At 69.7% G+C, this 14633-nt stretch carries 10 protein-coding genes; 3 read left to right on the top strand and 7 right to left on the bottom strand.

The window, feature by feature from the left end:
- The first annotated feature begins 79 nt into the window (after positions 1 to 79).
- Both PV396_RS30630 and PV396_RS30625 read left to right on the top strand, forming a co-directional pair.
- A complete protein-coding gene (locus tag PV396_RS30630) occupies positions 80 to 3958 on the top strand; it encodes an ACP S-malonyltransferase (protein ID WP_319210192.1) in 3879 nt (1292 codons plus the stop codon).
- Between the two features lie 25 nt (positions 3959 to 3983).
- The gene (locus tag PV396_RS30625; protein ID WP_319210190.1) at positions 3984 to 5480 is read left to right on the top strand and encodes a hypothetical protein; all 1497 of its coding nucleotides are present in this window, start codon (positions 3984 to 3986) and stop codon (positions 5478 to 5480) included.
- Here the strand turns inward: PV396_RS30625 and PV396_RS30620 are convergent.
- The 4 genes from PV396_RS30620 to PV396_RS30600 all read right to left on the bottom strand — a co-directional run bounded on the left by PV396_RS30620 (position 5477) and on the right by PV396_RS30600 (position 10606).
- Positions 5477 to 6973 (bottom strand): Tat pathway signal sequence domain protein, encoded by a 1497-nt coding sequence (locus PV396_RS30620; RefSeq protein WP_319210189.1) that lies wholly within the window; start codon positions 6971 to 6973, stop codon positions 5477 to 5479. The two genes, PV396_RS30625 and PV396_RS30620, sit on opposite strands and share 4 nt — an antisense overlap.
- Positions 6974 to 7146: 173 nt before the next feature.
- On the bottom strand, positions 7147 to 8403 hold the full coding sequence (locus PV396_RS30615; protein ID WP_319210187.1) for an acyltransferase: 1257 nt from the start codon (positions 8401 to 8403) through the stop codon (positions 7147 to 7149).
- 410 nt (positions 8404 to 8813) lie between these two features.
- Entirely contained in the window at positions 8814 to 9983 is a 1170-nt protein-coding gene (locus PV396_RS45225; RefSeq protein WP_416071505.1) for an RICIN domain-containing protein, read from the bottom strand.
- A gap of 80 nt (positions 9984 to 10063) precedes the next feature.
- Entirely contained in the window at positions 10064 to 10606 is a 543-nt protein-coding gene (locus tag PV396_RS30600; protein WP_319210186.1) for a hypothetical protein, read from the bottom strand.
- A gap of 400 nt (positions 10607 to 11006) precedes the next feature.
- On the opposite strand from PV396_RS30600, the gene PV396_RS30595 reads away from it, so the two are divergent.
- On the top strand, positions 11007 to 11297 hold the full coding sequence (locus PV396_RS30595; protein WP_319210184.1) for a hypothetical protein: 291 nt from the start codon (positions 11007 to 11009) through the stop codon (positions 11295 to 11297).
- A 23-nt stretch (positions 11298 to 11320) separates the two neighbouring features.
- Here PV396_RS30595 and PV396_RS30590 read toward each other — a convergent pair whose 3' ends face one another.
- The 3 genes from PV396_RS30590 to PV396_RS30580 form a co-directional block, all read right to left on the bottom strand.
- A complete protein-coding gene (locus tag PV396_RS30590) occupies positions 11321 to 12154 on the bottom strand; it encodes a hypothetical protein (protein ID WP_319210182.1) in 834 nt (277 codons plus the stop codon).
- Positions 12151 to 12885, bottom strand: coding sequence for a MerR family transcriptional regulator (locus PV396_RS30585; protein WP_319210180.1), 735 nt, complete (start codon positions 12883 to 12885; stop codon positions 12151 to 12153). The genes PV396_RS30590 and PV396_RS30585 overlap by 4 nt, the downstream gene beginning before the upstream one ends.
- 111 nt (positions 12886 to 12996) lie before the next feature.
- Positions 12997 to 14619, bottom strand: coding sequence for an alpha/beta fold hydrolase (locus tag PV396_RS30580; protein ID WP_319210178.1), 1623 nt, complete (start codon positions 14617 to 14619; stop codon positions 12997 to 12999).
- Positions 14620 to 14633 lie beyond the last annotated feature (14 nt).

Here is a 14633-nt window from a genome sequence, read left to right as displayed (position 1 = left end):
TCATTGGCAAGTCGAAATTCCGTTCACTTTTCGCGCCCAAAGGCGAGCGCGTGACGCCCGAAAAGAGAAGGCGAGATCCGTGTCCCGGTCCATGACCCGTACCGCCCCGAACCCGGCCATCACCGTGACCGCCCCCGTCGAAGACGTCCGTACCAGGGACCGCGTCCGCGTCGCCGGTTTCTTCCCCGGCCTCGGCAGCCGCGGCGCCTACCAGAACCTCGGCCGGAGCCTGCTCGACGCCGGCGTCCCCGAGATCACCGCTCTCTACGAGGAGGCCGCCCGCGCCCTGGGCGTGCCCGGCCGGCCCGAACGGCTGCTGCTGACCGCCGAGAACCTGCCCGGCGGCACGCTCGAGCGGCAGGGTTTCATCGGCGCGGCCCTGCTGGTGCACAGCCTGGCCCTGGACGCCTTCCTGCGGGACCGGATCGACGAGCGCGGCACGCCCGTCGGGCTCGTCGCCTACACCGGCGAGAGCTTCGGCATCCTGGCGGCGGCTGTGGCGAGCGGCTCCCTGTCGGTGTTCGACGGGGTCAAGATCGCCCAGGCGTTCACACCGCTGATGCTGCTGGCGGCCGGCGCCGTCCCCGCCGAACACGCCGCCCCGGCCGGTCCTGCGAACCCCGCGGACTCGACCGACACCCCGGACACCTCGTACGGCGGCGGGTCCTTCGCCCGGGCCATCGCCTGGTACCTCCCGGAGTCCGTGCGCCGTACGCCCCTCGTCCCCGAGCCGTCCCATGTGCTGGCGGTGCGCGCCGGGACCCCCGACGCGCTCGCCGCCGTGCTCGACGAGATCCGGGGCTCGTATCCGGCCCGGGACGTCGAGCTGCACAAGGCGTACTCGCCGACGCAGGCCAATCTGTACGTCCGTACCGGCGTCAAGGCGGGCTTCGACCGGTTCATGGCCGCGTATCCGCACATCGCCACCGAGGAGCTGAAGGACCCGACCGCCTTTCTGGCCCACTCCTCCCGGATGCGGCCCGCCCGGCACGCGCTGGAACGTTTCCTCGACGTCAACCACATCCGCTTCGAGGAGCCCCGCGTCCCCGTCGTCTCGAACCACGACGCGTCCCTCCTCACCACCGCGGCCGGCGTCCGGCGCGGGGTGCTGGCCATGACCGACCAGGTCATGGCGTCCCGGGACACCTGCGAGATCCTCGGCGGCCTCGACACGGACGTGGTCCTGGAACTGGGTCCGGGCGACAAGTCCGTACAGCTGCTGAAGGACAACGGCTTCGCCGCCCCGGTGATGGCGTACACGGGCGGCGAGGAGGACACGGAAACGTTCCTCCGGGCCGTGACCGTCGTGGACTCGCTCATGGCGTCGCTCGAGCGGCTCTACCCGGCGGGCGAGCAGGCGCACGAACAGTCGTACGAGCGACGGGAGCACCGGGCGTCCTCGTACGACGTTCTGCGCGAGCTCTTCCGGCTCGCCGAGCGGAGTGAGTTCTGCGACGACTACTTCTCGCGCACCCTCGGCCGGGTCATCACCGCGGAGATGCTGCGCCCCGCCCGGGAGGGGTCGGCGGCGTTCTACGCGCTGCTCGAAACCTTCCAGCACACGCGCGGCCACCGGGAGCACATCGCCGTCGGCCGGGGCGAACTCGTCGTCAAGGCGCGGCTGAAGAAGCGGATCACCCGAGCGGCGCACGAGGATCCCGCGCTGCTGGGCCGGGCCGCCGTCGAGCTGAAGGTGCTGGACCAGGCCGGGCGGACCAGTACGCGGACCGTGGACACCGACCGGCCCGAGGTGCTGGTCTTCCACTTCGACGGGCTGGCGGGCGTCGACGCCGACACCATGGCCCGACGCACCCGGCTGCTCCTCGACACCCAGCCGACGGCACTCCAGACGTACAACCAGCTGCTCGAAGGGCTGCGTCGTGACCGGCACCGCGACCGGATCAACCACACCGTCCCCCGGATCGGGCACCGGGTCGTCTACCAGTACCTGCTGTTCGACGCGTTGGTGCAGCACAGGCCCGGTCTGTTCGCCCAGAGCGACCACTATCTCGAGGGCGGCGACCCGCTCGGCTGGCTGATCGCGCTGGCCGTCGCCGGTTCGCTGACGCCCGCCGACGCGGTCGTCCTGTACGAGCTGTACGAGGCGCGTGCGCAGGGCGAGGAGATCGAGCGGGTGCTGGATCGGCTCACCGAGGCCGAGATCCCGCTCGTCTCGCCGGAGGGTGTGCCGGCGCAGTCCCGCAGGGACCTCCAGGACGCGACCCGGGCGGTGCTCCTGGCCGGCGCGCTGGACGGTGCCGTACGGCGGATCCACCTCAACGGCAACTGCCAGTTGCTGGCGCTCGGTTCGGACCTTGAGCCCGGTCTCGCGGGCCTGGACGCCGGACGGTTCGACGCCCACCTCGTCCGGATCACGGAGCCCGCCGAGTCGTGGCGCAAGCGGCTCAATCCGGCCTTGGACGACCTCGAGTCGGCCTGTGTCCTCGCGCTCACCGAGGAGAACGAGCGCGTCCTGCACAACGCCCGCAGCCGCCGCCTCCTCTCCAGCACCGTCTACGCCTACACCCACATCGACGAGGCGATCGTCAACTTCGGCAAGGGTGGCAGCGAGTCCATGACGATCTTCGTCAGGAAGGCGGGCGAGGAGCGGATCACGGTCCGCAAGATCCTCAGCGAGGCCCTGACGACCGCCCACTGGCACCCGGACGGCGACGGAGTGATGCTCCCGCCGTTCGCGAAGGCCGCCAAGCAGGCCGAGTTCCTCCAGTCCCTGCCCGCCCCGGTGAGCGACTACTTCCCCGAGGTGTACGACGTCCTGGAACGCGAGGTCCCCGTCGGTGGGCCGGGCGGTGGTTCGGCCGATGGTTCGGTCGGTGGTTCGGTCGGGCGTGAGGTCATCTACGAGATGAGCTATGTGGCCGGGGACGAGGTCAGCCGGTTCATCGAGAAGCACACTCCCCCACCTGCCGTGGTCGCCCGCCTCTACCAGCAGATCATCCGGGTGCTCCACGAGGACGTGCACAGCGTCGGACGGGTCGCCGCGCCCGGTGAGACGCTCGACATCTCGTACTTCCGGAAGATCGAGGACCGGCTCGCCCTGTGCCGCCGCACGGCACCGCGCACCTTCAACCCCGCGCTCCTGGACACCGAGCGGATCGTCGTCAACGGCGTCTCCTATCTCAACTCCGGTGCCCTGCTGGAACGTTTCCGGTCGGCGCCCGAGTTCCTGGAGGTTCTCGAGCCCGCCTTCCACTCGCTCGTCATGGGCGACACGAACACCGAGAACATCAAGATCACCAACAGTGAACCCCTGTTGCACGCCCAGCGGTTGATCGAGTCCGGGGCGGGCGAGGGGCAGGTGCGGGCGGCTCTCGACGCGATCACCGCCGAGGCGCTGGGCGTCAAGTTCCTCGACCCGCGCGCGATCGGCTTCAAGGGCGAGGGCCGGGACACGCGCGACGACGCGATGTACGACAACAAGCCCTGGCACAACTCCATCGGCCACTACGACGAGATCCACTTCGAGCAGTTCACGATGAACGTGGCGGTCGAAGAGGGCACGACTCCGCGCGTCGACATCGCCTTCCTGGAAGGAAATCCCTACCAACTCGCCTACCGGGTACGGGATGTGGTCGCGGGCGGCGGCACGGTCGACCCCGACTCGCCCAAGGGCATGGAGGACTGGTTCGCGCCCGTGATGACGGCGGCCCTCGGCCTCGACGAGCCGGGCTCGCCGTTCCTGCGGGACGACCCGTACTGGCTGATCCGGTTCGTCTTCATGATGGGCCAGCACTTCACCGCGATGCCGCCCTTCCACTTCCAGCAGGAGCTGGACGGCACCCTCCTGGACACCTACCAGACCCAGCGCCGCCCGGTCGCCATCTACTGCGAGGGCGTCAAGTGGCTGAACTGGGCGCTGGACATGCTGGAGGGGACACGGACCGAGTTCCTGGGACTCCGGGTGCCGCCGCTGCCGTACCGACCGGCACATCACTGATCATCGAACGGAGGACACGTCTCCCATGACCTCAACTTCCCTCCCCCTCTTCCCCGTTCCGGTGGACGGCCTGCGTCACCTGTCGAACGAGACCCGGGTGATGGCCACCCCGTGGTCGCGGATGGTGCGCGGGATCGGGCTCGGCCAGTACCCGATCCCGTACGACGCCCAGGGCGCCGCCCGGATCCGGCAGGCGTTCGGGCTGCTGGCCGCGAAGGGCGTCGAGCGCGGCGCGTACACCCGGTTCTCGCGGCTGCTCTCGGACTTCGTCCTCGACGTCGTCGATCCGGGCCGCCCGTTGCGCAGTGCCGACCTGGAGCGGCGGCTCGGGCCGGTTCTCGACGCCGTCCGGGCGGAGGAGAACCCCTACTTCCGGATCATGGCCGGGTGCGTTCTGATGGACGCGGTCGCCAAACTTGGCCTGGGCAAGGGCCTGTTGGTGAACTCGGCGACCGGCGTCGACTTCCCCGCCGAGATGCTGGCCGTCGTCGACACGATCGAGCCGGACCGGATCAAGGACGAGAACGCGGGCCGGCACGGTCACTACGAGAAGCTGTCCGCGTCCACCGCCGTGTTCCTCGCGATCGGCCAACTCGGACTCGGGGACCGGCTGGTGATCGGGCGGCGGAACCACGTCCGGGAGGCCCTGGAGCTGCTGGAGAAGATCCCGGCGCCCTTCTTCCGGGGGCGCGGCGGAGCGATGCTGCTGTCGGTGGTGGCACTGCTAGGGCACGCACGCGCGATCCACGGCGAGGGCCGGGACCACATCAAGGAAGTCCTCGACTACCTCGACCGGGCTGACGAGTTGAACCTTCCGCCCGCCTTTCCGCAGCCCATGTCGGAGAGCTTCACGGAGATCTATCCGCTCCTGACGATGCTCAACGCCATCGCCCTGAGCGGCCGGCCCGAGGAGTACCTGACGTACGGCCGGGACCGGCTGGCGCAGGCCAGGGAACTGCTGGCCCGGATCACCCCGGTCGAGCGCACCCACATGGGCCTCTACTACATCGTCGCCCTGCACAACCTCGGCCGGCTCGACGAGCAGGTACCGGACCTGGACGCGCTGGTCGAGGACATCGTGGGCCAGTGGCGGCACATCGATCCCGGGGCGAACTACTTCCTCAACGGCATCTCGTACGCGTACATCATCCAGACGGCGATGCTCACCGGCCGCATGGACCTGATCGGGGCGGACACCCTGGACCGGCTCGTGGACGGCTTCCCCGACCTCGACCGCACGGACGACGACCGGATCAACCGCCCGTACCCGTTCGCGTACACGCTGAACGTGCTGGGTGAGATCGGCGCCTCGCACCTCCTGTTCGAACCCCGGGAGGCGTACGGCGGTGCGGCTCCCCTGGCCTGGGTCGTCGACCGGCTGTCGGAGGGCGGCCAGGAGGAGCACCGGCTGTACATGCTGAACCACGCCCTGGTGAGCTACGCGTTGCGGATGCGCGGCACGGCCCGGGGTGAAACCCCCTTGTTCCAGGGCGCGTTCAGGTTGTTCGGAGGTAACCGCTAGGCCCGCAGGGGGTTCGTGCGGGTCGCCGCCAGCAGGTACCAGGCGGTCGCGCCCGTGTGGCGGTACGGGTAGTAGCCGAAGCCGAAGCCCGTGTCGAGGGGGCTGCTCGCCGAGACGACGCCGGCGCGTTCGGGCAGGGTCCGGGTGCCGACGGTCTGGCCGGTGCCGAGGAGTTCCTGGGCCCGCTCGATGGACGCGACCAGCCGGTGGGCGCGTGCCTCGTCGCCGTGTCCGGCGCGGTCCCGGAGGGCGAGGGCGAGGTGCGCGGTCCCCTCGAACCAGACGCCGTTGCGGTCCGGCCTGGGCTGGAACTCGGCGATGGGCGCGTCCTCGTTCGCCAGCAGGCTCGCGGAGCTGAAGGTGACTCCCTCGTACGACTGTCCTGCGGGCACCGTGCTGTTCGTACGGTCCGCCCGGTCCAGGACGGCCAGTTGGGTGGCGGCCCAGTCCAACGAGCCGGAGTATCGGCGGGAGTCGAGGGCGAGGTGGGTCCAGGTCTGGGTGTCCTCGGGGACGGGGGACTTGTTGACGGTCACGCCGTCGTTGGTGCCCGTGTAGAAGAAGCGGGCGGTGGGTTCCCACATCTTCTCGACGAACGCCCGTGCCTTCGCCCGGCGACCGCGCCACACCGGGTCTCCGGTGAGCCGGGCGAGCTGTCCGAAGAGGGCGACCAGGTCGGTGTTGTGCTCGGTCGAGCTGAACGGCAGTTTCGTGTTGGCGCCGTCGACGCCGAACTTGTAGCCGCCCAGGGGCTGGTCCGTGCCGCCGTTCACCTCGATCCAGGTGCCGATCCGTACGGCACCGTCGAGGAAACGGCGCTTGCCGGTCCGGCGGGCCAGGGTGGCGAGCGCGATGCCGGCCCAGGCCATGTCGCCCACGGCGGTGCCGGTGAACCCGAACTGGGTGCCGACGTTGGCGGTGCCGTCGGCCCGTACGAACCCGTCGGGCTGCGCGACGCCGTCGAAGAAGACGTACGGCCCGACGTTGTAAGCCTGCCTGAGCCTGCCGTCGTCGTACACCGGGTCGTGGTTCTGCGCGTACAGCAGGGCGTCCCCGAGGGCGACGGCCCGGCGGTGGCCCGCGTCGGTGCGGGCGGTGAGGTGGGCGAGGATCGCCAGGGCGTTGTCGTAGGTGAACGCCGTGCTGAACAGGTTCGCCTGGTCGGTGTAGCTCTGGGTGAGGCGGAGGTCGCCGTGGTCGAGGTAGCCGTCCATGGCGGCGGCGAGGAAGGCGTGGGCGCGGCTCTGGGCGGAGCGGCTGGAATCCCTGCCGGTGCTGGAGCCCGTACGGGAGCCGACGGCGACCGCTGTGCCCGAGGCCGCCGCCGTGAGGGCCGCCGCGCCGAGGCCGGCGGCGCCGAGGAGCGTACGGCGGCTGAGCGCGGGGCCCAACGGGCTGAGGCTGTCGAGCCCGTCGGTCCTGTCGGGTCTGTCCGTCCTGTCCGACCTGTCGGACTTTTCGGGCCCGCCGAGCCTTCCGGAGCTGCCGTTCATGGGTCTCCTCTGCCAGGTTTGAGAGCGCTCTCAAGAACGCGCGCTCATTCTGCTGGCACACCCGGTGCGGGTCAACGCCCCTGAGATGTACGTGGGTTGGACTGTACGGGGAACGAGGAAACCCCGGGCCAGGAGGGTGACCCAGGGTTTCGACTCAGGAGGCGTTCGGCCGGTCAGGGTGTGGACGAGGCGTTGCGCAGCCGCGCGAACGACGTGTCCAGCCCTCGCTTCATCAGCCGCGCCAGGGGCGCTTCCACGTACTTGTGCACCAGCCAGCTCAGCACCAGGAAGCCGGCGATCACGGACACGACCAGGAGCCGGGCGTCCATGGTGTCGCGGAGCCGGTTGATGATCGTCGTACCGACGAAGTAGTGCATCAGATAGAACGGGTAGGTCATCGCACCTGCCGTGACCAGCCACTTCCAGCGGATGCGGTCGGTGTAGCCGAGGGAGACGGCGACCATGAACAGCAGGAAGACGGTGAAGATCAGCACGCTTCCGCGCCAGCTGGAGACGTGTTCGATGTGGTCGATGCGATGGCCGATCTCCAGTTGGCCCATCATCCACGACAGGCCGAGGATGCCCCACAGCAGCAGGTCCTGGCCGAAGCGGTGCATGAGGTAGAGGGCGAGGCCCGCGATGAAGTACCAGGAGCCCTCGGGGTTGATGATCAGCGTCGCCGGCTGGAACCCGGCGGCCGGGGCGATCATCGAGGCGGCGCCCCAGAGGCAGCAGAACACCACGACCTTGCGGTACGTCAGCCCGGTGACCACGACGGCCATGAAGAGGAGGTAGAAGCGCAGCTCGGACCAGAGGGTCCAGTACACGCCGTCGACGTTGCCGACGCGGGAGCCGGACTGGAGCATCGTGAAGTTGATCAGCACCTCGCGCGCGCGGCCACGCTCCCACACACCGGGCATGGCTATCAGGGCGGCGGAGGTGAAGATTATGCCGAACCAGTACGCCGGGTAGAGGCGGATCACGCGGGAGGTGAAGAACTGGCGCGGGGTGCGGCCCCAGCAGGACATGCAGATCACGAAGCCGCTGATCACGAAGAAGATCTCGACGCCGATCCAGCCGTACGCGGAGAACCGGAACCAGTTCGGCATGATCTCGGAGACGGACCGGCCCCAGATCGCGTTGTCCGGCGCGTTGACCCGCGCGGTTCCGGCGTAGTGATGGAAGGCCACGAAGAGGGCGGCGAGCAGACGGAGTCCGTCGATGGCGTACAGCCGGCTGTTGCCGCGTCCCGGGATGGCGGCGTGCTTCGCGGAGGCCCGGGTGGGCTTCTGCGTCGTCCCGGCGGGCCCGGGCGACTGCTCGGTCGTCGCGGCGGGGAGAGGCTGCCGCGGGGAGGGGATCACCTTCTGCATCCCGCCCACGAGCCGCCCGCCGGTAGGCGGCCCACTGTCCGCGCCCTGCATCGACACCTGATTCCTCCATCGGAAAGCCCGCACACGTACCCCCGCCCATGCCCCCGGAAACGTCTGGGCAGCCGGTGGTGGAACGGCGGACGCTTGCCCAGCGGCGGCCACGGCAAACCCGCGAACACCGTAGAACCTCATGACCCACACACAGGGACTGATGACTCACATCAAGGGTTGTAACCCGGAACTGTCAAATTTTGACAGGATGTGGAACCTTCGAGTCCTCTTTTTTCCGGTGCTTGGGCTGGTGCGGGTTCCTGGGGCTCCACGGTTCGCCGGTGCGGGCGAATTGATCGTACATGTCATCGAAAAGTGGGCGGCCTCCCGAAGGAGGCCGCCAGGTGGTCGTGCGGGTGCCGTCAGGCCGTCGGCCCGGGGCCCCGGGTGGGGACCCGGAGGCTTGGATGTGCGTCTTACCAGGTCCAGCGCTGCTCGACGCCCGTCGAGCACGGCCACTGGATGACCTTGGTGCCGACGGCGGGGTTGTTGCCGGGGACAGCGAGACACTTGTCACTGTTCAGGTTCCGCAGCCGGCCGAGGCTGTCCTGGATCCAGATCTGCTCGGTTCCGGTGGAGCACGGCCACTGGATGGCCTGGGTGGCGTCCTCCGTGCTGGCGCCGGGCATGGCGAGGCACTTCTTGCTGTTGCTGTTCCGCACGATGTAGCGGTCGCCGTTCCCGCCCGCGACGGGCTCCAGGCGCCACTGCTGCTCGGCACCGGTGCTGCAGCCCCACTGGATCAGGGCGACGCCGTTGTCCGTGTTGGCGCCGGGGACGGCCAGGCACCGCTGGGTCCCGACGTTCTTGACGGGCCGGAAGCCGTTGACGAAGCCGGACACCCAGGAGGCGAGGTCGTCGACCCGGGTGGCGATGCCGCCGGTGCGGGTCTCGGCCGCGTCGATGCCGAGGCAGCCACCCTGGTAGGAGCGGCTGTTGAGGGCCGCCAGCTGGGGAACGCCGCCGACCGTGCGTACGACGGGGCCGCCGGTGTCGCCCTGACAGGCCGCCGCGCCGTTCTTGCCGGTGACGGTGAGCGTGGTCGCGGTCGAGGCGTCCACCGACAGCGTGCCCGTGCGCAGGGTGGACGGCGCCCACTCGGTCGCCGTACGCCCGTATCCGGCGAACTGCAGTTCCTCGCCCGCGGTGGGCGCGGTCGTGGCCAGGGCGATGGGGGTGACGTTGAGCACCGACTGGTTCAGCCGGGCCAGGACGACATCGCGACCGGCGCTGGGCACGATGTCGACGACCTCGCGCACGGCGCCCGCCGTACCGGTCAGGTCGGAGCGGCCGATGGTCGCGGTGGTCGTACGGGACGGCTTGCCCGCGGGGACCGAGATGCTGGTCGCCGGGTCCGCGGCGAAGCAGCTGGCCGCGGTGAGGAGCCACTGCCTGGCGACGAGGACGCCGGAGCAGCCCCGGTCGTGGTCGCCGACGATGATCTGCGCGGCGTAGGTGGCACCGGTGGCGGGGGCGGCCGTACCGGTGACGGCGGAGGCGGGGGTGGGCGCGGCGCCCAGTGCGACCGGGATCGCGAGCAGGGCCGCGGCCAGCGTGGACAGGCGCTTCGGCCTGGTGTTTCGCATGACGGGATTCCTTGGGTGGAGGTCCGCAGGGCCGGTCCGGCGCCCTGCGGAACGAACGGCGAGAGGTGCTGGACGGCCGGTTACTTGGAGCTCCTGATCTCCACGAGCATGTGCTCGCGGCCCTGCTCGTCGGCGCTCTCACCGACCGCGGTCCAGGTGTTCTTCTCCACGTCGAAGGACTTCTCCTCCGCACCCACCGTCATGTCGACCTCGGTCGCGTAGTCATTGCCCTTGACCGCGTAGACGGACGGAATCTCCATCGTCAGCCAGCCGGAGTTGCCCACGACCTTGAAGCAGATCCGGTCGGCCTTCTCGCGCGCCCAGACCTCCAACAGGCCCGTACCGCTCGCACAGTCGGCCAGCGTGATGTGCCCGTCCCCACGCTTCAGGACGATGTTCTGCTCGGCGAGGATCTTGTCCGCGTTCGGATAGTCGAACGTCTCGACCGCGTACGCGGGAGCCTCGTCGGCGACGGCCGTCACCGCGCCGGACGCGCGGTTCGCGGCGCCGTCCTGTGCGGGGGCACTGCCACTGCCCGCCACGGCGGTCCAAGCGAGGGCGCCGGCGGCGAGCGCCGCCAGGCCGGTCCCTATGAGTCTCCCGCGGTACGAACTCGTGGGCATGGGAAAACGTCCCTTCATCACAATCCTGACCTTGTCGCTCCGGATAAGGAGAAATAACAGGCCGGAAACGCATTTCGCGCACGGGTGTGAAGGAATACGAAATCGGTATACGCAGCCCCCACTCCCGGCAAGGAAATGGCCCCCTGATCAACTGCCGGAAACTGCTTGTGTGGCCAATACAACCCTGGGCGACCAAGGCCTGTCCACTTCAATAAATGTCCCAAATGGGGCGGGCGGCAGGGGGGTTGCTATGGGATCGGTCACACTCGCAAAAGGTTGTACGGATCCTCGTGAAGATGGAGAGAAGGCGAGATGGGGCCTGTCGGAAATAGCGGACAAGGGGATGCCTCGGGGGGAAGAATGGCCGCTGGAAGCCGGACGTGGAACGGAGCTCAGGTAGATGCCAGCAGTTGGACATGAAGCCCCCGGCGAGAGCCTGGAGGAGACCGTCTGCCGCGTCTGCGGCCAGGACGACGGGACGCTCCTGCGGGACGGATACGGGGTGCCTCTGTACGTGATCTGCGACTGCTGCGGCATCGAGTCGGGCCTCGGCGACGACCACTTGTCGAAGGTCCGGGAGACCCGCGGCTACTGGGTGGCCGACGGCGCCCGGTGGGACGTCCCGAGCAGGCGCCCGGAGAACTGGGATCTCTTGGAACAGCTGTCCCACATCCCGGCCGAGTGGCGCTGACCGACCACCAGGAAGACAGACGTCTACTGACGGAGTGCGCCGACCAGCGCGCGCGGATCGTCGGCATGGAAGCGGATGGTGTGGGCCTCTTCCGTTGCGCCGAGCGGACGGGTGAAGGGGAGCGGCCGGTTCAGCTCCAGGGTCACCGAGGTCTGGCTGCCCACGATCAGGTCGAGGACCCCGTCCTCGGAGAGGGTGATCAGACGGCCCTCGGGACAGCGCCGGTCGACCCGGACCGAGGCGACCGCGTCCGGCGGTACGGCGAGGTCGAAGAGGGCTCCGTAGCGGATCCGCAGAGAACCGTCGGGGCGCACGACATGCGGCCTGGTGACGCAGGCGGCGTGCAGGGCCAGTACGAGGACGACGCCGTACAGGTCGAGTACCAGGATCACCCGGTGGACCGCCGGCCAAGGGATGAGGAAGGCCAGGCCCACTGTCTCGATCACCGCCACGAAGAGCAGCCCGTACATCATCGCGGTCTGGGGCCCGGTGTACGCGGCAGCGAGGTCCCCGGGGCGCACCCCGTGCGTGCCGCGCCGGACCCACCGCCCCAGGGAGGCGAGGGCGCGCAGCTCGTGCAGGACCAGGCGGCGGACCGTCGCCGGCACCGCCTCCCGTACGGCAGCCCGCAGCGCTGCCCGGCGGTCCGCGCCGCGGGCGCGCGCGGCGACGTACAGAGAGCGCAGAACCCAGGCTTCCAGCAGCAGCACGACGAGCACCAGCACCTCGGCGCCCACCAGCGCCCACCCGGGCGGCCGAACCCCAGCCACCAGGCAGGCCGCCAGGGCCAGTTCCCCCGGCAGTACGACGGCTGCCGCGACCCGAGCCGCCCGTACGCCCGTTGCCCGGCCGCTCATCCCCGGCCCCTTTCCATGAAAGCCTCCATGAGCCGGCCCACGACCTCCGCCTGCGCCGGGGTGTACTCGGCGAGCAGCGCCTCCTTGAACCCGGTCACGATCACCCCGTCCTGGGGGATGGCGGCGAACAACTCCTCGGGGACGGCTGCCATCAGGTCAGCTGCCAGGAGTGCGATCCTCGGATCGTCGGTGGGGGCATCGGCGAGCGCGTCAAGGCGCTCATAAAGGTCGACAACCGCAGGATCGGCGACCATCGTCCCGAGCAGCGCGAAAATCTCTTGGTCACCGGTGCTGGTGGCGTCCAGCAGCGTGAGGTACTCGCGGTCCTTGGCCGCGCTCGGCGAGTCCGTTCGAGGGGCCTGTGCCAGCAGCGCGGCGAGGGCGGGTGAGACGGGCCCGGTCGCGCCGGGCGGCTCGGCGAGCAGGGCGCCGAGCCGACGGCGGCGCTCCCTGATGTCGGCTTCCTGGCGGGCCAGGTCGGCGTCGAGCTCTTCCAATATCTCGGTCAGTTCGCGCCCTGCATCGTCGGCGAGGGCGTCGCGCACTTCATCGAGGCTGAGGCCGAGTTCGGTGAGCCGGCGCACCCGGGCGAGCAGGACGGCGTCGCGGACGCCGTAGGCCCGGTAGCCGTTGGGCCGCCGCTCCGGTTCCGGAAGCAGCCCGACATGGTGGTAGTGCCGGATCGCCCGGGCGGTGACCCCCACGAGCGCGGCGATCTCTCCGATTCGCATGCGGCCAGTAGAAACCCTGACGTTGCGTCAAGGTCAAGCGGCGAAAGCATCGTCGAGCGCAAACGGTTCAGGCGCGTCTCCAGTCTCGACACGGGAGTTGATCCACATCGGTCAGCCGTATCGCCGCAGCAGTCCGTCCACGTACGCCTCCAGCCGTTCTCCCAGCACCTCGGACGTCAGATCGTCCCGCCCCAGTTCACGCCACGGCCCGGCCGGCTTCGCCGCGTCGGGGCAGTAATGCAGGGCGTCGAGCAGCCGCCAGTACAGGTGGTCGGGGTCGTCGGCGAGGCCGCGGCCTCCGTGTGCCTCGTACCGCTCGCGGAAGTCCAGCCCGTAGGCCGGCCCGTGCAGCAGCGCGAGCGTGGTCGAGCAGTGTGCCACGTCCAGGTCGGCGGGGCCCCACGAGGTCTCGACCCAGTCCACGACACCGGTGATCCGCAGTTTGGGCCCGGCTCCCGTGAAGAGCACGTTTCCAGGGTGGAAGTCACGGTGCAGGAAGCAGCCGTCATACGGCGGCGGGTCGCGGCGGATCACGTCGACGGCCCGCTCCCACAGGGGGCCGTCCGGGGTACGGACGCGCTCTGCGGACGTCCACGCCTGGTACGTGCGCGGTCTGTCGTCCGGTACGACGCTGTGGACGCTGACGAGCTGGGCCGCGAGCAGGTCCAGGCGCCGGTCGAGGTCGTCCTCGTCCAGGCGGAGGCGACCGGGCAGCGCGGACATCAACAGGGTCGGGTGGTCGCAGTGTTCGGCCGTGGCGTCCACGGCGACGAAATCGGGCGCCGGGATGCTCTCCTGCCCGGCGAGCAGCGCCAGGACGGATGCCTCGCGGGCCAGCAGTCCGGGCCCGTGGTGGCGGAAGAACGGCTTCACGAAGGTCCGTTGCACCAGGGCAGTGCCGTCGTCGAGCGTGAGTCGGCGCATCTGGGAGCTCCAACCACCGGACAGGAGGCGCAAGTTGGTGACCTTGCGGCCGTTGCCGAGCTGCTTGGCAACCCACGCATGTGTAGCTGACCAGCCATGGTCGTCGAGGCCGGTCAGCACCGCCTCGACGAACTCCCGCCGGTCGTCGCCGTGATCGCGGAACCACATCCCCAGCTGGTGCTGTGCGTCCGGAAGGTCGAACCGCGTGTACTGGGCGCGCATGGCCAGCGCGTCCTGTACGGCTTCGGTCACCGCGGCCGGGATCACCGCGTCCGCGCCCGGCACGGCGAGCACCGCCCGGCCCTCGTACGCCCGCAGCACCTGAAGCGCGGGCGCCTCCCGCCAGCTGTCCTGCTGCCGGATGGTCCCGCTGAACCGCCCGTTTCCTTCCTCGAAGGGCACATCCCAAGCCGCGGCGGTATACACGGCGGGCGCGCACAGCCCCAGCGCCGCCACCCGATCCCCGTAGTGGGCGACGAGATCCGCCACCGTCTGCCCGCTCATGCTGAAGCCCACCAGGACCAGCGGCCCCTCCGCCCCGCAATACGCGTCGATCACCGCGACGGCCTGCTCGAACCGTCGCCGCAGGCTCAACTCACTGAGTTTTCCGGTGCTTTCACCGTGTCCGGAGAAGTCGAAGGCGACCCCTCGGCAGCCGCAGGCCACGAACTCCTGTACCAGCGGGAGCAGTCGCTCCATGCTGCTGTTGCCCGCGCCGTGCATCACCACGGCGGTGACCCCGGATGGATCACCGCCGTACACACCACTGAGCCGTTCACCGTCGTGGTCGTGCGTGAAGTCGAAGAGCATGCCTCCCATTCACT

It is taken from the genome of Streptomyces sp. ME02-8801-2C (genome assembly GCF_033793965.1).
In the GTDB taxonomy this organism is placed as follows: Bacteria; Actinomycetota; Actinomycetes; order Streptomycetales; family Streptomycetaceae; genus Streptomyces.
Note: the sequence above shows the minus strand (reverse complement) of the source record. Positions and strands in the feature narration are given on the sequence as shown.

Excerpts from the sequence above, each read along its gene's own strand:
- PV396_RS30590 (WP_319210182.1), bottom strand. The coding sequence starts at position 12,154 with ATGAGCGGCCGGGCAACGGGCGTACGGGCGGCTCGGGTCGCGGCAGCC.
- PV396_RS30600 (WP_319210186.1), bottom strand. The coding sequence starts at position 10,606 with ATGCCCACGAGTTCGTACCGCGGGAGACTCATAGGGACCGGCCTGGCG.
- PV396_RS30595 (WP_319210184.1), top strand. The coding sequence starts at position 11,007 with ATGCCAGCAGTTGGACATGAAGCCCCCGGCGAGAGCCTGGAGGAGACC.
- PV396_RS30620 (WP_319210189.1), bottom strand. The coding sequence starts at position 6,973 with ATGAACGGCAGCTCCGGAAGGCTCGGCGGGCCCGAAAAGTCCGACAGG.
- PV396_RS30585 (WP_319210180.1), bottom strand. The coding sequence starts at position 12,885 with ATGCGAATCGGAGAGATCGCCGCGCTCGTGGGGGTCACCGCCCGGGCG.
- PV396_RS45225 (WP_416071505.1), bottom strand. The coding sequence starts at position 9,983 with ATGCGAAACACCAGGCCGAAGCGCCTGTCCACGCTGGCCGCGGCCCTG.
- PV396_RS30625 (WP_319210190.1), top strand. The coding sequence starts at position 3,984 with ATGACCTCAACTTCCCTCCCCCTCTTCCCCGTTCCGGTGGACGGCCTG.
- PV396_RS30580 (WP_319210178.1), bottom strand. The coding sequence starts at position 14,619 with ATGCTCTTCGACTTCACGCACGACCACGACGGTGAACGGCTCAGTGGT.